Origin of the sequence: Microcoleus sp. S36a_B3 (assembly GCF_036700745.1) — a bacterium.
GTDB lineage: Bacteria > Cyanobacteriota > Cyanobacteriia > Cyanobacteriales > Microcoleaceae > Microcoleus.
Window position 1 is genome coordinate 174451 of record NZ_JAUBPN010000005.1, and the last position, 19297, is coordinate 193747.

Genomic DNA, 19297 nt, shown 5'->3' on the forward strand with positions numbered 1-19297 from the left:
TAGTCATTAGTTTGGAGTCATTAGTCAATAGTCCTCAGTCATTAGTTGCTTGTCTCCAGGCACTTTTTAGTGACGGTCTCGTTAATTTGGATACGAACTTTATCGATCGCTCAATCTGTAATTTTGCTTCTAGTGACCAATAAATGACAAGTCATAGCTAATGACTAATGACTGTTAGCTGTTAGTTGTTATTTGTTAGTTGTTATTGGGAATTGAGAATGGGAAATTGGGAATTCGTAGCAAGTAACCAATAACCAATAACTAATAACTAATAACCAATTCCCAACAACTACTGACTACTGACTACTGACTACTGACTACTGACTACTGACTACTGACTACTGACTACTAACAACTGACTAATTAAGATTCAGCCATTTTTGAGCGTTAAGCCGCTGGACTACGCCAAACACCATGAGGTCGAGAGTAATCTTGCGCTCGTCTATCAAAAAAGGCTCTAAAGTGCTGGTATGGGTATTATTTTCAGCACAGGAAAACGCCCTTTGACTTTGAATATTTTCTTGAGGAAAATACAGGTTAAATTGGCGCTGACCTTCTTGGAATTTACCAATTACCTGCCAGCAATCTCCAGCGGTACTCATACCGGCAATGGGGAGTTTTTGCTTGGTAAAACGTACCTCTAAGTCCTTAACGCCCTGCTTAGTCAAAGCAGTTTGCAAGGCGGGCAAATAATCTTGTTGAATAAATTCTGCAAAGGGCTTGTCTTCAACAGCAGGTGCTTTTTCTTTTTTAGCTTTAGCTGGGGGCTTGTCGCCGTCAGCGGCTTTAGCTGGGGACTTGTCGCCGTCAGCGGCTTTAGCTGGGGACTTGTCGCCGTCAGCGGCTTTAGCTGGGGGCTTTTTAGCTTTAGCTGCGGGCTTGTCAGTGCTGGGTAAGTCGGTTGTCTCGGGTGCGTCGGAACTTGGGGCGTTCTCGATCGCAGCACTGGGAGTTTCTGATTCGCCAGCGGTAGGGTTTTGCGGTTCTTCTGGCATTAAGGCTTCCTTGTAAAATTGATTGGTAGGAGTTTTGAGTTGAGATCCGGGCGATCGACTCGATCGATCGCACAGATATTTTATCGAAAACCAAGCTTAAAGAATTGTCAGTCAAAAAACTTTGAGATCAAAACACTCGCTTCCGGGTTTTCCTATTGACAAATTGCAACTCCTGTGATGACTCTAAATTTCAGCGACAGCTCGTTCAATCAAACGGCGGGCGAGAGTTTGAACGCCGGTGTGTTCGTAGTAATTGGTAGTCATGTCGAGGAATGCGCCCACATAGTCCACCTTATCGGCAGAAATTTCGACAAAATTCTGCAAGTGGCCGAGTACGTTTTGGGGAGTCAAACCTCGATCGCTGACAAAAGATCCCATCCAACCGGAAACCGAGTTAAAGCTTTCGCCGATAAAGCCGAGCTGGCCTGCGGGAGAGCCGCCTGGAATCATGCCGCCGATCGACTTAAACACTACATTATCTTGCAAATCTTGCGGAGAGAGGCGTTGAATCCAAGACTGAGTGGCCATAATAAAGTCTGGGCCCAGGGGAATCAAACCGTCGAAACAAACCAAAGCAGCCATCCGCATCAGGGATTCGCCGCCGTAGTCGCCCAAAGCCCCGGCAAAATCGCCGATGCTGTCGCCGGGAATCCCGTTAATTTGGCAAAAAGCGAGCAACTCAGTGACTAACTTCAAAGAAAGGTCGATCGTCTGAGCTTTTTCTGGCTTCGGGGTGAGATTGCCGAGGAAGCCCAAAAACGGGACATTTTCGGATACTTTGTTGGCCATAGCAGCAGCGCCTAGGGCACCTGAAGCACTGTCGATCGTTTGGTAAAGCCAAAGAGCGCGCTGGTAGCCCTCAGACTTATCGTTGTAGAGATAGATGGCGCGATCGCCAATTTGCTGAATCAAATCTTCATCAGTTTCGCCAGTAACAGTGCGAATGGTATTTTCAAAGCCCACTAAATTGTTCCACTCGCCGGGAACCACAAAGTCAAGCGCTCGCAGGGCTTTGACAGTCATGTTGTCTTTTGGCAGTTGATCGACTAATTCAAAGACTGTTTTGCTCACAAAAAACTCCTTATAGCTGAACAAGAATCAAAGATATTACTTTTGACAGATGGCAAGAACTTCACAATTTTGTCTGGGCAGACTTAATTCTGATTGCGCCTGACTAAAGTCGGGCGGGGAGTTCTATCGGGGACATTGCTACTTGAGGCGGGCGAGGCCGGGGAGGTTAAATTTTGACAGCCAAGCTTCGCGATCGCTAGCAGTAAAAGATGGATCGCGGGATTGAACTTTCACCTGATAGCGATTTACCACCAAAACAGCAGTGATATTAGCACCCTGATTGACAGCAGGATAGCCGCTAATTTGCTTGGTACTTTGCTGGAATTTTGTACCAGCCGAGGGGTTGCCGGCGATATCGTTAATCGAGAGTACCGCGACATTTTTACCGCCTTTGTTGAGCTTAGCTTCAGCAAAACCGGATTTTTCTTGAGCGAAGACGCGATCGAATCCGGCACCTGAAGAGGGGAAGTATTTATTTAACTTGCCACCTGCGACTGCCTTCTTGGGAAGGTTTTGACTTTGAGCTATGGATTTGTCAGTAGCCTGCTTGGTATTAGCCGCGGGTTTTTGGGTACTTTCCTTCTGGGCTTGATCCCAGCGAGAGGATGAGGCCTGATTCTGACCGCAGGAAGTCACCAGCAGCAGTACCGAGATCAGGAATGGAGCTAAGATTTTGCGCGCGGAGAGAAATTGCATCGCTGTCTCCTGATGAGTAGGTTTCCATAACAATTGTGGCTCAGAATTTGGCAATTTGTCTTTAGCGATCGGGTGATTTGTGCTTGCGGGAAAAAAATATTTGTAAAAAAATCCTCTGCCCGCATGACAGAGGATTTTTTGCAATGGCGAATTCAGATGGAAGAAGACAGAAAGATTGCTCCACACAGTCGAGTCTGGGGGTGGGGGTAAAGAAAGCAAATTTCCTAATTACCAGCAATCTCAAAACAATTTTTTCGGATTTTCCCTAGACTTATGAGAGAGGTTTCAGAGAAGTTGTCTGTCAATCTTCCAACTGAGGTGTTGCTTTGTGGGAAAAGCTCAGGCGTCGCTTTCAATGTAGATAAACAACAAACCCATTACCACAACTGGCATCAGCCAGGTAATTACCGGAATCAAAATCCAAGGTAAGAAAGAGGCAGCGTAGGTACCTGTCATGTCAAATTCTCCAAACTAAAGTTAGCGTGTTCCAACAGGGATATCGAGCAGCGGAGTCTAATTGTTGACTAAACCCCGGAAAATGGCATCAACGCCATTAAAGTTTTCCAGCAAGAAGTAGGCAGCAAAGACGCCGCTCATGCCGCCAATGAAGAAACCAGCGGTCAACTGACTCCATCCTTCACCATTTCTGAGGGAATCGGGAGTCATGGGATTAGCACTGGGGTAGCTGGTGTTGTCTTGCTTGAAAGAGACCAAACCGTAAGCAGACATACCTAGTGTGCCGAGTAGAACTATGACTAGGGCTGTAATTAGTCCGCCAAGATTAGCTGCTTCAGGATAATCCCGCAGGGGTCCGAAGACGATTTCTGGGCCTACGAGGAAATAGCCGTGTGCCAAACCGATTTCTAGACCTCGAACTAGGGGCGAGAGTCCTTTGCGGTAGGCAGGCAAGTTCCCGATGAATGCTTTGGTGAAATCAGAAGCACTGATGGGAGTTGCTAGATGACCCGTGAAGGGGTCGCCGTTAAAGGGTTTAATAAGCTCTGCATCTCTGGGATCGGCCATATTCTCTTTTTCCTCGCTGTGCGTAAATTTTGAGGCGTTCAAGTCATATTTTACGCAGGGACGGGCTTCCTATTTGCATAAATGCTACCGAGCTTTAGAAAAGTTCACTATTCTTTAGTTTTCAGAAGAATTTTTCTTGTGTCCTCTATACCAGAAAGCGAGTCGATCGGGCGACACTCCCAGGAAATAAGCGATAATTACTATTTGATTGATGGCAGTGGTTTTGAGTACCCCAAGCTGCTGCCAGCGACGGTCGGAGGTCAGCACTGGCTGGGGTAATAGGGCAATGCGGCCTTGTTTTTTCAACCGGCGCACGAATTCAAAGTCTTCCATCAGGGGTAAGTCGGGAAAACCGCCGATTTTGTCAAAGGTAGCTGAATACAGAAAAATGGCTTGATCGCCGTAGGGCATTTGGAAAAAGTTCGATCGACAGTTTACCCCTGTTTCTACCAGCCGCAGACAGAGCCTGCGCCCATCAATTTTGAGTGGAAATGCCCCCCCTACTACGGACGGTTTAGCTAATGCCATGCGCGCGTCAGAGTCGTAGCCTGGGGGTAAAAGAGTGTCGGCGTGGAGGAACAGCAGGATATCTCCAGTAGCGGAGGCGGCACCTGCATTCATTTGAGTAGCGCGGCCTGGGGCGGTAGAGATAACTCGCACGCCCAAAGATTGGGCTATATCTGCGGTGCCATCGCTGCTGCCGCCGTCGGCGACAATGATTTCAACATTTTTAGCATTTCGGGCGGTGGAGATGACGGGGGCGATCGTAGGTGCTTCGTTTAAGGCTGGAATAATAATAGAAATTTTGAGATTATGATTTTCTGATGGCATACAGAATTAAGCAACCCGTGACATAGAGGGCGGGTTGTACAAAGCTTATCTGTTATTCAACAGCTTGGGACAGTTTTAGGCTTTACAGATAAGGTCGAAAAACCGGGTTTCTATGAGTTTTGGGTTGAGTAGCCATAAATATAGCCTTTCTGTGCTGTCATATGAGGTACTATCCGGGATAGAGCCTAGGGCATAGGGCATAGGGCATACCTCACCACGCTGGAGAACCGCTATATAGTCAGAAACCGGATTTCTCACCATCAGAAACCGGGTTTCTACGAGTTTTGGGTTGAGTAGCGATAAATATAGCAAGAAACCCGGTTTCTAAGAGTTGGGCGACTTTACGATAAATTCAGTCAGAAACCCAGTTTCTACGATTTTGGCGACGATTATTGTAGAGTATCGCCCTCAAATCATGATTCTATTTTGAACTAAAGTTTGTTGTATTTTAGCTTTTTGTCGCGCTTGCGACTATTGTCGCAAGCGCTGTCTAACCACTGCATTTGGTCAGACAAATACAATTACTATATTATGACCTTCTGGTTTCACAAACAAGTGTTTTTTATTGATTAAACATGAGAATTACTAATGAATTAAATCTGCTCAATAGAGTTTAATTATTTCAACATATTCATATCTAAATCTAGCAAATCCTCCGGTCGATCGATATCTGCAAGAGTGGGAAGATAAGCAATTTTCAGATCAAGGTTTTGGGCGATCGCCCGCGTAGCAGCAAATACCTCGCTGCTTCCCCAGTTAATGCCGCCAAACAATTCCGGTATCGATCGCCCCAGCCCGATCAGATAATAACCTCCGTCTTTTGCCGCACCCAAAACTAAATCGTGTTGGCTCAGTTCGTCAAAAGCTTTTGCCATGATTTCTGGTTTCAGAGCGGGACAATCAGTGCCGATAATTACAGCTTTGTCAATCCCCGAATTAAAAGAATTTTGAAATGCTGCGGTCATTCTGGCCCCTAAATCGCCGTCTGTTTGATTTTGATAAATAACATCGGTTCCCAACCAGTCTTGCATCTGTTGTGGGCTGCCGCCTGTGTAATGAATTTCTACTGATAATCGGCGGGAGTTTTGGAGAGAGCGCGCGCGGGCGATCGCCTTTTGGGCCATCAAGCGGTGAAGATTGGCAGCACCTGTTTTTCCCAGCACAGGAATCAGTCGAGTTTTGGTTTTTCCGGGTTCGGGATAGCGGCTGAAAACAATCAGTTTTTCTGGAATCATACCATTTGAAATTTGAGATTTTTGAGGGGAGTTTTTGCACAAATCACAGGATAGAGCGGGTAAACTGCAGATTTTAAGCAGATCGACACAGATAAATGCAGATAATTTTAATATTGTCGGCGATTGAGTGCAATGCAAATCTAATAGTGGTGGGTTGGGCGCGGTTTAATATTTGTTTTTTGGTGGCTTAAGTTAATTGTCGCACCCAATTTACCCTACAATAGGTTAACTGAAAATTAGTGATTGATGGTTAGCTCATTTCTAGCATTCGCTGGATTGGTTTCAAGGCGGCTAGTTGCAGTTCTTGGGACATGGTAATTTCGGGAGTTTGATTTTTGAGGGATAGGTACAATTTTTCCAAGGTATTTAATCTCATGTGCGGGCATTCGTTGCAAGCACAAGTATTGTTGTTGCCAGGAGCGGGGATAAATTGTTTGTGTGGTGTTTGCTTTTGCATTTGGTGAATTATTCCCGGTTCAGTCGCGACAATAAATGCTTGGCTGGAACTCGATTGAGTATATTTGAGCAAAGCGGCGGTGGAACCGATATAATTGGCGTGGCGAAGTACGGGAGGTTCGCATTCTGGGTGGGCGATGATTTCGGCTTCGGGATTTTCGATTTTGAGTTGAACTATCTTTTTTTCTGAGAAGTTTTCGTGGACGATGCAGGCTCCTTGCCAGAGTTCCATGTGTCTACCGCTTTGTTCGATGACGTAGCGGCCGAGATTGCGATCGGGCCCAAAGATTATTGGCTGATTTTCAGGAATTTGGTTGACAATTTTGACGGCGTTGGAGCTGGTGCAAATTATGTCGCTCATTGCCTTTATTTGGGCGGTACAGTTAATGTAGGAAATAACTAAGTGTTTTGGTCGATCGGCTTTGAATGCCGCAAAGGCTTCGGGCGGGCAACTGTCGGCGAGGGAACAACCTGCATTTAAGTCTGGCAATAATACTAATTTGTTTGGATTGAGGATTTTGGCGGTTTCTGCCATGAAATGAACTCCGGCAAAAACTATGACATCGGCGCTGGTGTTGGCGGCTTTGCGGGCAAGTTCTAGGGAGTCGCCTATGAAGTCTGCGATGTCTTGGATGTCGGAGTCTTGGTAGTAGTGGGCGAGAATGACGGCGTTTAACTCTTGTTTGAGGGCGTTGATTGCGGCAAACAAGTCGTCGGGCAGTCTGGTTTGGGTAAAGTTGGGAGCAGGTGCGGTGGTAAACACAGTTAGAATCTTGGGTGAATGGTGGCGGCTGGACTCAAATGTATTTTGAATTATAGTTGAATTCACCAAAAACGGTTGCAAGTGGCTGGTTGGGCCAATCTAAAATCTAAAATCTAAAATCTAAAATCTAAAATCTAAAATTGCCTGGGGGAGAGTGCAAAAATTGGTCGCTGTTTCCTATGCTGATAAGAAGGGGCTAGGGCTCGATCGCACATAACAAATCAAATGAATAAAGCTAAATCTATCAAAATTGCGGTGGTGGGGGACGTTCACGATCACTGGGAAGCAGAAGACGGCGAGGCGCTGAAGCATTTGGGCGTTGACTTGGTGCTGTTTGTGGGGGATTTTGGGAACGAGTCGGTGGATGTAGTGCGGGCGATCGCCCAATTGGACATTCCGAAAGCTGCGGTGTTTGGAAACCACGACGCTTGGTACACAGCAACCGAGTGGGGCCGGAGTCAGTGCCCCTACGATCGCACTAAAGAAAATTGGGTAAAACAGCAGTTAGATTTAATGGGAGAAGCCCACGTCGGTTACAGCAAGCGAGATTTTCCCAAATTGGGCGTAACTGTGGTGGGAAGCCGCCCGTTTACTTGGGGGGGGTCGGAGTGGAAGTACAACGATTTTTACTCGGAATGGTTTGGGGTAGAAAGTTTTGAGGAGTCGGCCAAACGCATTGCAGGAGCTGCGGCGGATGCGGATTGCGAAAATGTGATTTTTTTGGGTCACACGGGCCCGACGGGTCTGGGAGAGGCTCCTGAAGACCCCTGCGGTCGAGATTGGAAGCCGCTGGGAGGGGATTGGGGAGACCCGGATTTTGCTGAGGCGATCGATCGAACTCGGAGTGCTGGGAAGCACGTACCTCTGGTAACTTTTGGTCATATGCACCACAAACTGCGACACACTAAGCACGAGTTGCGGAAGTCGCTGGAGGTGAGTGCGGAGGGTACGGTGTATTTGAATGCGGCCAGCGTACCGCGAATTGTCGAGAGAGAGTGCTCGAAACTGCGGAATTTCTCGATCGTGCTGCTGGAAAATGGCACAGTGTCGGAAGCGTCTCTAGTTTGGCTGGGGGAAGATTTCGCAGTGGTTTTAGAACAAATTCTTTACCGGCACACAGAATCGGCAAAGGCTTGTAGTTAGTGGCAACTACTGGTATGATGTAGTTTATCTACCGGGAGAGGTGGCAGAGTGGTCGAATGCGCCTGACTTGAAATCAGGTGAACCGTAAGGTTCCGTGGGTTCAAATCCCACCCTCTCCGTTTTTTCAAGGCTTTGAGCCAATTAATATCAAGCTTTAGCAACACTCTCGGCTCCAGCAAAACCCCCGACAAAGTGAACTGGATAGAGTTTTGGATAGAAAGTCGATAAGTAGTTAAACAAAATTAATTATCGCAGTTCGAGCTCTCATATCAATTCAGGTTGCACTCATACATGATGTTAACTGTTAACTGTTAACTGTTAACTGTCTATTTACTATTCCGATGAAGAGAGGATTTGATATCATAGGAGGTATTGACCGATCGCTCGCTCCCTCAATCCTCCCATCTAAAACTTGTTCGCTCGCGAAGCCGAAAAATCTAACATCTAAACTTTTTGATAAAGGATATTTTTTTAAAGAGGGCATTTTAGTTGGTTGGCTTTGCTAAACTAAACTTGACCGCAAACTAATTTGCTTACTTATACTTTGAGCAAAGCACAATTTAGAGTAAATTGAAAATTTGGCAACAAAAATAGATTAATCTATTATAGCCTTTCAAGCTCTCATATGAGGTACTATCCGGGATAGGGCATTTGCCCGCGCAGGGCATTGGGCTATCCTCACCACGCTTGAGAATCGCTATAGTAGTTCTGACAAAAATGAGGTATCAAACCCTCAATCTCAAGTCTCAAATTTCAACCTGTATCTGACTTTTTTGAGAAAGGCTATATGACAGCCCGATCGCAATTATATCACTTACGCACTGGGACTAAAAAAACCGAGTTTTTAGGATAATCTACGTCTACAAACGAATTATTCTCGTGAAAAACCCGGTTTCAGGACACTCGCGCGTCCAAGAGTGAATCGTGCTTTAACGATTACATTTTGCTGATAATTCTTTGCACGATTTCCACACCTGTTACCGCCTGCCAGCCAAACAGCCCCAATAGCGCCACATTTAGAACGATGTGACTGTATCTGGCCAAATCATTGCCTTTTTGCATCAAAGGAGTCAGCGAGGCTGAAATGGCAATTATTGCGGTCATTCCCAAGCCTGCTAGCAAGTGGGCTCCCACAAATAGTTTGCCATTGTTGATGTAGGTGACAGCCATTCCGCCGATCGCCCCTGTTACCATCAAGGCTAGCAGCAAAGAACCAATTTGGTGATGCTTGATGTTGAATTTGCCCTTAATTAATTCTTTTTTGGCCTCGCCTTCAGCACTTCTGGTACGGCGGATTTGAAGACCGAGATACAAAGCATAAAATGACAGAGCCAGCAATACCCACATTAAAATTGGGTGGAAGAATTGGCTCCAAACTTTCACTGACTCAGGAATTTCGAGGTTCATAGTGTTCTCAGAATTAGCAAAAAAACTTCATAAAAATTAGTATACCAGTAAGTCCCTCTCATGTGATGGTAAAAACATACAGAACGAGATACTATTATGCCTGCCACTAAACAAGACGCTGTATTGATTCAAGCGGCCAAGACTGGCAATATTATTCACGTCCAAGCTTTACTCGCTAAAGGCGTTGACGCTAATGCCAAAGACTCTGAGGGGACAACGGCTTTGATGTTTGCCGCCCAAAATGGCTATACGGAAATCGTGCGTATCCTACTAAACAATGACGCTAATGTCAACCTCACGAGCAGGCGTTTTGGGCTGACGGCTTTGATGCTGGCCGCCGCTCACAAACAGGCTGATGTTATGCGGCTGTTGTTGGCTGCGGGGGCTGATGTTGATGCAAAAAATGATGATGGAAGTACGGCTTTGATGGCCGCTTCTCTCAAAGGAGATGTTAATGTTGTGCGGCTTTTGCTTGATGCTAAGGCTGATGTGAATGTCCGAGATATAGATGGAGATTCTGCTCTGAAAATAGCGGCTTTGTCCGGGAACGAAGCTGTTGTGAAAGTTTTGGCTGATGCGGGTGCTGTTGCTGACAATTTCATGCTGTTTTTAGCTGTTAGTCAAGGTAGCGCTGAAATTGTCAGAATTTTGCTCGATCGCGGTGCGGATGTTAATCTTAAAAATCTAGAGAGCAAAACTGCTTTGATGCAGGCTGTAACGGCAGGCAATTTGGCGGTTGTCGGGGTGCTGTTGGCGGATGGCGCTAATGCGGAAATTCGCGACAAAGACGGCGAAACTGCTTTGACTTTGGCTGCGGATTTCGGCAATATTGATGCGGTGCGGGCTTTGCTGGGTGCGGGGGCTGATGCGAATGTGAAGAATGGAGATGGGGGCACGGCTTTGATGGCGGCTGCTGCTGGGGGAAATTTGCCGATCGCACGTATGTTACTCGATGCTGGAGCGGATATCAACGCTAAGGACAGAGATGATGAAACTGCGTTGAATTTTGCGGTGGTTGAAGGCTGCGAAGATGTGGTGGAATTGCTATTAAACCGAGGTGCTAGTGTCGGAGCCAGAAATCGGTTGGGCGATACGCCTTTGCTGGTGGCTGCTGTTCACGGTCACAGTGCGATCGTAGCGGCTTTGCTGCAAAAAGTCAACTCAAATCAGGCAGATTTTCTGAATGCTAAAAACTTTGGGGAGACGGCTTTGACGCTGGCTGTTTTTGGCGGACATACTGAGACGGTGAAGGTTTTGCTCGACGGCGGTGCAAATCCGAATGTTCCGGCAGATTTGGGGAAGACAGCTTTAATGAAGGCGTGCGATCGCGGTTATTTGGCGATCGTCCAATTATTAGTCGAAAAAGGCGCGGATGTCAACCTGCTGGATGATTCCGGTGCAACTGCCTTAATGTGGGCCGCCCATCGCGGTTATACTCATGCAGTTAAGATTTTAATCGCCGCCGGTGCAGAACTAAATCACAAAAATCCCGGCAATTATACAGCTTTAATGCTGGCTGAGTTTAAAGGTTATTCGACTATTGTGAAATTGCTAAAAGATGCAGGAGCACAGGAATAAATATCGCATCATGGGAGATGCAGATGCAGACGGCGGTTGAAACCAGGTTTACAAAAACTTTAGTCCGCCTCCGCCGACTGAAAAAAATGCCGTATCAAGAAAAAAACGTAATGTTAACCATCCATTCTTCAACCCCTCTCAGATTGGGTTTTGTTTGTGTAAACCTGGTTTTATATCAAATTCTCTCTTCATCGGAATAGTAATATCGTTTCCGGTTGCATCGGAATGATTTAACCACAGAGAACACAGAGAGATTAGAGAGAAATGAATAATTCTGATGCTAACAGAATTGATATAAATTCACTGTTAACAGTTAACATCATGTATGAGTGCAACCGGAATTGATATTAACCGCCGTTTTATCTTTACTTTGCGCACCCAGATTAACCCGCAAATCTTATCTCAATCCGCTTTCCGCACCCAGCCATTAATAGTAAAGCGACTATCAGCAAAAGCTTTCGAGGGACAGCTAACTGTCAAAACTTCGTGCATATAGCGGCTGAGAAAAAATACGATACTGTTATTCCGAGGTTCTACCGTTCTGAATGTGTCGGCCGCCACATAAAAATTGTTCTCGACTTTGCTATCATAAATCAGCAATTCGCCACCGGAAAAAGCCTTGGGTTCTCGATAGAAATAGTAAACGTAAGTAAAAAATCTACTCGCGGTATCGGGCGAGCCGCTGTCGTTGTGAAGTTTATAAAAGTTGTGGTCGTTGTGTGTGGTTAGCTGAGATTCTATATCACCAAGCGGAAATGATGGGATATTTAATTTCCGCAGCACGTCGGGGAGAATTCCTTTAATCCGATTTACCATCAGTGTTGAAAATTCGGGGAATGAATGAAGTACCATAGAACGGCGGTAATCTTCGGCATTTGTTGAGGTGCTGGTACTCACAAATTCTGATTCTTTTGCTAAAACATATTTGATTAATTTGTTTTTTTCGGCTGGTGTCAAAAAGTTATCTATTTGGGCGTAGCGAGATATTAAGTCGTCATTTACAGGCGCGGCGGGAATTTCGGCGGGGATTTCGGCGGGGATTTCTGCGGGAGTTGCTGGCTGCTGCGGTTGCAGTTGCTGCAAGTAAATTGGGGGTTCAGTGACTAATCCGACTAGGTGTTCGCCGGGAAAGGAAAGGCTAGAACGCCCATCGTCTATGGGGATTTGAAATAAGGTGGAAAAACCTACTGTTGCTTGGGTGCGATCGACTAATGTTTTGACTAGGCTGTGCAATAATGGTGTGTCGGATTTGAGCGTAATGGTGCACTGATGTCCGCCGGTGAGCAGGATTTTAACTTTTACGTCTTGGGGTTGAATTTGCTGTTGAGTGTAAGTCATAATTTTTTAAGGATGCAACTGGGAAGTCGTTAGGATATAACAGTTTTGATTGGTGTCACAGTCTTTTCTATCCCCCCTAACCCCCCTTAAAAAGGGGGGGACAAGAATGTCATAATCTCCCGTCTTAGTAGGGGATAAGAGTGTCACAGTCTCCCGTCTTAGTAGGGGATAAGAGTGTCACAGTCTCCCGTCTTAAGACGGGATAAGAGTATTCTCTTTCGTCCCCCTTCTTAAGGGGGATTTAGGGGGATCTAGACTCTGCTATCAACGAGGGATACAAAAAAATTAGGCGCTTATTGACATCCCCAAACACTATTGTATCCCTACCCTATGATACACAATTGAAAATTGCTAGGTATTATTCCTAATGCAAAAAGTGGCGGATATCGGTGAAAACCATTGTGATTCCGAGTTGGTTGGCTGCTTCGATCGAATCTTTATCGCGCATACTACCTCCCGGTTGGACGATCGCAATTATCCCCGCGCCCGCCGCCGTTTTTACGGAGTCGTCGAAGGGGAAGAAGCCGTCGCTAGCCAAAATCGCTCCTTGACTCTTCTCTCCTGCTTGTTCCAATGCTAGTTTAACCGATCCGACGCGGTTCATTTGTCCCGCACCGACACCGATTGTAGTGCGATCGCGCGTTACAACGATCGCATTAGATTTAACGTGTTTCGCTACCTTCCAAGCAAACAGCAACTCTTCCAACTCTCGCGCCGTCGGCTGTTTCTCAGTAACTGCGCGCCAATTGCTAGTTTCTTCTACTGCATTGTCTGACTCTTGAACCAGCAAACCACCTGCAATAATTTTAACAGTTTGCGGCGGCCCTTGAGTCAAATCCGGCAAAATCAAGACTCGAACTTTCGCCTTTTTCTTGATAATTTCTTCCGCTTCTGGTTCGCACCCCGGCGCAACAATACATTCTAAAAATGTTTTAGTTAACGCCGTTGCGGTAGCAGCATCAATCGGGCGGTTAAGGGCGACAATTCCACCGAAAGCTGAGACTGAATCGGTGTCGAAAGCTTTTTGATACGCTTCGGAAATAGTTGTTCCCAAGGCTGTACCGCAAGGATTTGTATGCTTGAGAATAGCGGCGGCGGGAGTGTCCGGGAATTCTACAATTAGCCGCCTTGCTGCTTCTAAATCTACTAAATTATTGTAGCTTAATTCTTTGCCTTGCAGGATGGTGCTAGTCGTCCAGCCTGTGGGTGCAGTTCCGCTTTGATACCAGGTGGCCGCTTGATGGGGATTTTCGCCGTAGCGGAGTGTTTGCAGTTCTGTTCCCGATACGTTGAAATCTTCTGGTAGCTTCGATTCTGGCTCGGATTGGCTGCTGAGATAATTGGCGATCGCGCGATCGTAGTTTGCTGTATGTTTGAAGGTTTCTAGCGCGCACTTTTGCCGGAATTTTAAAGAGGATTCCCCGCCGTTTTCCCGCAGTTCTGCTAAATAAGTATTATACTGTTCGGGATTGCACAAAACTGTCAAATGAGCGTGGTTTTTAGCTGAAGCTCTCAGCATTGCCGGCCCGCCGATATCGATCTGTTCAATTGCGTCTGCTAGAGTTACTCCCGGTTTAGCAATTGTTTGTTCAAATGGATACAAATTCACTACAACTAGATCGATCGCCCGAATTTGATTTTCGGCTAAATCTGCGATATCTTGCGCTACATCGCGGCGCGCTAAAATACCTCCGTGGATTCGCGGGTGAAGTGTTTTGACTCGCCCTCCCAAAATTTCGGGGGAACCAGTATATTCTGCAACTTTTGTGACTGGGATTCCTGCTTCTTTGAGGGCGCTTGCTGTCCCGCCGCTGCTAATTATGTCAAATTCAAATTCTTCTACTAGACTGCGCGCTAAGTCGATTAGCCCGGTTTTGTTGGATACGCTCAGAAGTGCTAGACGTGCCATTGGTTTGAAATTGCGATCGCAAAAATAGACAGGTTATATTCTATATCAAATCTGGTGGTAGGGGAATAATTTGGTAGTTTGTGACTGTGATTACATTATCTCAACATGACTTGGCTTGTTATAAGTATATTTTTTCTATACAATAAAACACTTTTCAGTTAATTATATAGCTGTTCTCAAGCGTGGTGAGGTATACCATATGCCCTATGCCGGACAGTACCTCACCTTTCGGAGAAAGGCTATAAATATTTATAACTGGTGCGTCGATCCTATTATATTGTCCGCTGTCAGAGGGATTGAAGCCATCTTTCCCCTTCACGGCAGCCTCCCGCGCCCAGGTCTATGCTGTTAAAATTACTTATTCAAGTGTAATAGATAATTCGCTGGCGATCGCTCTATAATCTTAAGGATATTTTAGGATTAATTATCAAATTCATGTGCTAGCATCGGTTATAAATTGTTCTATCCCTAAATTAGCCAAAAAATTGGGCAAGAGCGACATCTTAATAAAAAAAATAGTAGGTTCAAATATGTTTTTTCAAGAAGCAAATTCAGAAAATCAGCTCAGTAATATTAGCAGGAACCCGAAACAAACTGCTAGCAACATGACCAATAGAATAAACTCTCAAGAGATATCCAAAAAATCAGCAGAAACTTCGACACAGGCCAACTTTTCACAAGCTTACAGTCTGAGTTTGTGTGAAATGCAGCAGATGCAGCGAGCAATGGAACAGCTCAAGCAGGATTTGAAAGCTAGCGAAGGTCGGTTTCGGAATACGATAGAAAAGAATGCAGACGGCATGGTAATTGTCAACAAACGAGGACTGGTTTGTTTTGTAAATCAGTCAGCAGAAGCGCTGTTTAACTGCACGGTGGAGGAACTTTTAGGTCGAGAGTTTTTTGGTGGTTTGCTAGTAGAAGGTTCTGCTTGCGATCTGGAGATGAACGCAGATATTATTCCCCCAGTTGGAAAAGCAGCTACAGCAGGAATTCGCGTCGTACAAACAGAAGTTAAAGTTATTCGCAAGCAGCAAGAAAATGCTGTGGTAGAAATGCGGTTGGTGGAAACGGAATGGGAAGGAGAAATGGCTTATTTAGCGACGCTGCGGGACATTACCGATCGCAAGCGCGCCGAAGAAATGCTTTGGTTGTACGATCGGGCTATGGCAGCTACCAGCACCGGAATAGTCATCTCTGACGCAACTAACCCAGAACATCCAATTATTTATTGCAATCCCGCATTTGAGAGCATGACAGGTTATCGGCGACAGGAAGTTATCGGGAAAAACTGCCGATTTTTGCAAGGAAGCGATACAGACTCCGATGCGCTAAACACCATCCGCCAAGCATTGAAAACAGAGAGCGAATGCAAGGTAAGATTAAAAAATTACCGCCAAGACGGAACCGCTTTTTGGAATGCTTTGTCAATATCTCCAGTGCGCGATAGAACAGGTAAATTAACTCATTTCATCGGTGTACAGAGAGACATAACCGATCGCAAACAAGCCGAAGAAGCATTGCATAATTCGGAAGCACAAAGCAGAAAACAAGCAGCTCAACTAGCAGCAGCACTAAAAGAAATAAAATCCACTCATTCCCAATTAGTGCAGAGCGAAAAAATGTCTAGTTTGGGATTGCTAATTGCCGGAGTCGCTCACGAAATCAACAACCCCGTCAGCTTCATTTACGGCAATCTTGCTTACCTCAAAAATTATACTAGAGACTTGTTTAATTACCTCGAACTTTACCAAAAGCACTATCCCAATCCAGTTGTAGAAATTCAACAGAAAATAGAAGAGAATGAGCTAGATTTTTTGGTTGAAGATTTCCCCAAAATCGTATCTTCAATGAGCGTCGGTATCGAGCGGATTGACCAGATTGTCAAGTCGCTGCGGAACTTTTCGCGGCACGACGATTCACAGATGAAACCCGTTAACCTCCATGAAGGTATTGACAGCACGCTGTTAATACTAAATCACCGTTTGAAAGGAAATGGTGAAATACCGCCAATTGCAATTATCAAAGAATATAGAAACTTACCACCTGTGGAGTGTTTTGGTGGGCCGATAAATCAAGTTTTCATGAATATTCTCAGTAATGCGATCGATGCTTTAGGTGATGGGAATAGTAAGCAAAGTTTTCAAGAAATGCGAGAGAGTCCCAGCCAGATTAAGATTTGCACAGAAGTTAGGGAGAATTTTGTAGAAATCAAAATTGCTGACAACGGGCCGGGAATTGCTGAAGAAGTTAAGCAGCGCATATTCGATACATTTTTTACTACCAAACCCGTTGGTAAAGGCACGGGAATGGGTTTGTCAATTAGCTATCAAATTGTTGTAGAAAGACACAATGGCGAATTATCTTGTACTTCGGAATTGGGCAAGGGCACGGAATTTATTATCAAAATGCCGATCGCACATTAGCACATTAGATCGCACATTAGATAAGACGGCGGTTGAAACTGCCGTCTTATCTGGGGAATTAAAAAACCTCCGCACCCTCCAACTTCTTCATAGTTTCAACCTTAGCCCTCGCCGCTTCCCCGCAAGTCTTCGGCGTCGGAAACATCTTCCCAGGATTCGCCAAACCTTTCGGATTAAACACCTGACGCACCCACTGCATCGTCTCCAAATCTACCTCCGAAAACATATCCGGCATAAAACACTTCTTATCAGCACCGATGCCGTGTTCCCCCGAAAGACTGCCGCCGACTTTCACGCACAGCCTGAGAATTTCTCCCCCCAATTCTTCCACCTTTTCCAACGCACCTTTTACCGAGTTATCGTACAAAATCAGCGGGTGCAAATTCCCATCTCCCGCGTGAAATACATTCGCAATCCGATAACCGTATTTCTCGCTCAAACCCTCAATTTCCTTCAAAACATAAGCCATTTGCGTGCGCGGAATTACGCCATCTTGCACGTAATAATCCGGGCTGAGATGACCCGCCGCCGCAAAAGCAGCTTTCCGCCCTTTCCAAATTTTCATCCGCGTTTCCGGGTCATGGGCAGTAGTGATATTTCGCGCTCCATTCTGCTTGCAAATATCAGCAATTCGCTGTTTGTTTGTGGCAACTTCCACTTCTAAACCGTCAATTTCTATCAGCAGAATTGCCGCTGCATCGCGGGGATAACAACCAGTTGCCACCACATCTTCTACAGCATTGATGCTGATATTGTCCATGATTTCCATACCGCCTGGAATAATCCCAGCGCTGATAATATCGGAAACCGATTCGCCCGCTGCTTCGATACTGGCAAAATCCGCCAACAAAACGCAAATCGATTCCGGCGCTTTCAGGATTCGCAAAGTAACTTCCGTGGCGATACCTAAAGTGCCTTCGGAACCGACAAATACACCTGTTAAATCGTAACCGGGCATTTCGGGAATTTCGCCGCCAACATCGACAATGGAACCGTCGGGAATTACCAATTTTAATCCTAAAACGTGATTGGTTGTAACTCCGTATTTGAGGCAGTGAACGCCGCCAGAATTTTCGGCAACGTTGCCACCAATCGAACAAACAATTTGACTGGAAGGATCGGGTGCGTAGTAGAAACCGGCACCGCTAACTGCTTGCGTTACCCAGTTATTAATTACTCCCGGTTGTACGACTACTTGCTGATTTTCTAAGTCTACTTTTAGGATTTTTCGCATCAGGGCTGTGACAATCAGCACGCAGTTTTCTACGGGTAAAGCGCCGCCGGAAAGCCCGGTTCCTGCGCCTCTAGCTACCCAGGGAATGGAATTGCGATCGCATATTTTGACCACATTTGCCACTTCCTCGGTAGTGCGCGGCAACACTACCACAGCGGGGCGCTGGCGGTAGCTGGCGAGCCCGTCGCACTCGTAAACAATCAATTCTTCGCGGCGCTGCACTACCCCGTTTTTGCCGACTACAGCCTCAAATTCTTTAATAACGGGTTTCCAGTTGCGTTCGGTTGCTACGGCTATCATTAGTAACTTAATTTTAAGGGTTGCAATACTGACACTGAGCTGGATCGGCAGTCTCTCGACCGTCGGGAAACAGTTCTTCTTTAGTATAACCGCAGTTTTTGCATTGATAAATAGTCGATCGCACTAGCTGAGTCGGAAAATAGCAAAGTCCGCAGGGCAATCCGATTTTTTTGTCAGTAACTTCAAATCCCGGCCAACCGCACTGCGGGCACAATTGCTGACATTTTCTAACTAAATCGAGAGTTGCATTTTCGATGTTTTTCATCCGAGTGGGATTGTACATCGCCCGCATATCTGTTTCGATGTGAACTCTGCCAGTTGAAGATTTTTTCAAGCCTGCTGTCACCGCCTCAAACAACTGCTTTTCGGTAGTTATTCCCTTAACAATGTCTCCCTCCCCTTTAGCAGCATCGCCAACTATAACCACCAGTCCGTGTGCGGGAAATCCAGCTTTTTGAGCAAAATCATCTGCTTCTTCTATAGTGGCAACTAACTGGTGACTGTAATTAGTTTCTACAGACAATGATTCGCCGATAATTTCGAGATTGTTGGCTCGATCTAATAAAATTACGATTTCTCGATTAGCTGGCAGATACGGCATCATTGGGTGAGGCCCGAAAGTACCTTCACTCGCAAATGCCAGAGTTTCGCCCGCAATTTCTAGAGATTTTTCTGCTTTCCGGCGGGCGGCTTCTATTTGAGTGCCCAAGCGTTTAACTTCTCTAGTAAATGTTCCGAAAGCGTCTGTATTAAGCTCTGGCGACAGTACGAGTTTTACGCCTAATTCTCGTTCCAAAATGGGAGCCATCACCCGTTCTTTTTGGTGCATTGTAGCAATAACGGCGGTGCGATCGATCAATAAGTGATGTTGGTTCATCTATTTTAAATACTGCAA

Annotated in this window: 16 protein-coding genes and 1 tRNA gene; 4 read left to right on the forward strand and 13 right to left on the reverse strand. The window is 45.8% G+C overall.

All coding sequences use genetic code 11. From position 1 onward, the window contains the following. Positions 1 to 359: 359 nt before the first annotated feature. The 8 genes from QUA01_RS08175 to nadA all read right to left on the reverse strand — a co-directional run bounded on the left by QUA01_RS08175 (position 360) and on the right by nadA (position 7070). The gene (locus QUA01_RS08175; protein WP_333089030.1) at positions 360 to 995 is read right to left on the reverse strand and encodes a DUF2996 domain-containing protein; all 636 of its coding nucleotides are present in this window, start codon (positions 993 to 995) and stop codon (positions 360 to 362) included. A 183-nt stretch (positions 996 to 1178) separates the two neighbouring features. Continuing rightward, positions 1179 to 2066 (reverse strand): hypothetical protein, encoded by an 888-nt coding sequence (locus tag QUA01_RS08180; RefSeq protein ID WP_333089032.1) that lies wholly within the window; start codon positions 2064 to 2066, stop codon positions 1179 to 1181. 138 nt (positions 2067 to 2204) lie between these two features. Beyond that, positions 2205 to 2762, reverse strand: coding sequence for a hypothetical protein (locus QUA01_RS08185; RefSeq protein ID WP_333089033.1), 558 nt, complete (start codon positions 2760 to 2762; stop codon positions 2205 to 2207). Positions 2763 to 3101: 339 nt separating this feature from the next. Then, positions 3102 to 3218 carry a photosystem I reaction center subunit VIII gene (locus QUA01_RS08190; protein WP_194012095.1) on the reverse strand — a complete coding sequence of 39 codons (117 nt, stop codon included), beginning with the start codon at positions 3216 to 3218 and terminating at the stop codon, positions 3102 to 3104. Between the two features lie 57 nt (positions 3219 to 3275). Continuing rightward, a complete protein-coding gene (locus QUA01_RS08195; RefSeq protein ID WP_333089034.1) occupies positions 3276 to 3785 on the reverse strand; it encodes a photosystem I reaction center protein subunit XI in 510 nt (169 codons plus the stop codon). 114 nt (positions 3786 to 3899) lie between these two features. Beyond that, positions 3900 to 4616 carry a TIGR04283 family arsenosugar biosynthesis glycosyltransferase gene (locus QUA01_RS08200; protein ID WP_333089036.1) on the reverse strand — a complete coding sequence of 239 codons (717 nt, stop codon included), beginning with the start codon at positions 4614 to 4616 and terminating at the stop codon, positions 3900 to 3902. A 617-nt stretch (positions 4617 to 5233) separates the two neighbouring features. Continuing rightward, positions 5234 to 5851, reverse strand: a complete 618-nt coding sequence (locus QUA01_RS08205) for a TIGR04282 family arsenosugar biosynthesis glycosyltransferase (protein ID WP_333089038.1) — start codon at positions 5849 to 5851, stop codon at positions 5234 to 5236. Between the two features lie 250 nt (positions 5852 to 6101). Further along, on the reverse strand, positions 6102 to 7070 hold the full coding sequence (gene nadA, locus QUA01_RS08210) for a quinolinate synthase NadA (RefSeq protein WP_333089234.1): 969 nt from the start codon (positions 7068 to 7070) through the stop codon (positions 6102 to 6104). 225 nt (positions 7071 to 7295) lie between these two features. Here nadA and QUA01_RS08215 point away from each other — a divergent pair, with 225 nt between their 5' ends. After that, the gene (locus QUA01_RS08215; protein ID WP_333089040.1) at positions 7296 to 8213 is read left to right on the forward strand and encodes a TIGR04168 family protein; all 918 of its coding nucleotides are present in this window, start codon (positions 7296 to 7298) and stop codon (positions 8211 to 8213) included. A 34-nt stretch (positions 8214 to 8247) separates the two neighbouring features. Next, a tRNA-Ser gene (locus QUA01_RS08220) sits at positions 8248 to 8332 on the forward strand. Positions 8333 to 9149: 817 nt separating this feature from the next. Here QUA01_RS08220 and QUA01_RS08225 read toward each other — a convergent pair. Next, positions 9150 to 9620 carry a DUF4079 domain-containing protein gene (locus QUA01_RS08225; protein ID WP_333089042.1) on the reverse strand — a complete coding sequence of 157 codons (471 nt, stop codon included), beginning with the start codon at positions 9618 to 9620 and terminating at the stop codon, positions 9150 to 9152. 96 nt (positions 9621 to 9716) lie between these two features. Between QUA01_RS08225 and QUA01_RS08230 the strand changes: the two genes are divergently transcribed. After that, entirely contained in the window at positions 9717 to 11198 is a 1482-nt protein-coding gene (locus tag QUA01_RS08230) for an ankyrin repeat domain-containing protein (protein WP_333089044.1), read from the forward strand. A gap of 402 nt (positions 11199 to 11600) precedes the next feature. On the opposite strand, the gene QUA01_RS08235 is transcribed toward QUA01_RS08230, so the two are convergent. Next, positions 11601 to 12536: a 2OG-Fe(II) oxygenase gene (locus QUA01_RS08235; RefSeq protein ID WP_333089045.1), complete on the reverse strand. Its 936-nt coding sequence runs from the start codon at positions 12534 to 12536 to the stop codon at positions 11601 to 11603. A 364-nt stretch (positions 12537 to 12900) separates the two neighbouring features. Beyond that, positions 12901 to 14445 (reverse strand): bifunctional phosphoribosylaminoimidazolecarboxamide formyltransferase/IMP cyclohydrolase, encoded by a 1545-nt coding sequence (gene purH, locus QUA01_RS08240; protein ID WP_333089047.1) that lies wholly within the window; start codon positions 14443 to 14445, stop codon positions 12901 to 12903. A 530-nt stretch (positions 14446 to 14975) separates the two neighbouring features. Here purH and QUA01_RS08245 point away from each other — a divergent pair. Next, positions 14976 to 16868, forward strand: a complete 1893-nt coding sequence (locus tag QUA01_RS08245) for a PAS domain S-box protein (RefSeq protein ID WP_333089048.1) — start codon at positions 14976 to 14978, stop codon at positions 16866 to 16868. A gap of 58 nt (positions 16869 to 16926) precedes the next feature. Here the strand turns inward: QUA01_RS08245 and glcD are convergent, their stop codons facing one another. Next, on the reverse strand, positions 16927 to 18402 hold the full coding sequence (gene glcD / locus QUA01_RS08250) for a glycolate oxidase subunit GlcD (RefSeq protein ID WP_333089050.1): 1476 nt from the start codon (positions 18400 to 18402) through the stop codon (positions 16927 to 16929). Positions 18403 to 18415: 13 nt separating this feature from the next. After that, complete coding sequence (locus tag QUA01_RS08255; protein WP_333089052.1) at positions 18416 to 19279, reverse strand: DUF6671 family protein; 864 nt, start codon at positions 19277 to 19279, stop codon at positions 18416 to 18418. Positions 19280 to 19297 lie beyond the last annotated feature (18 nt).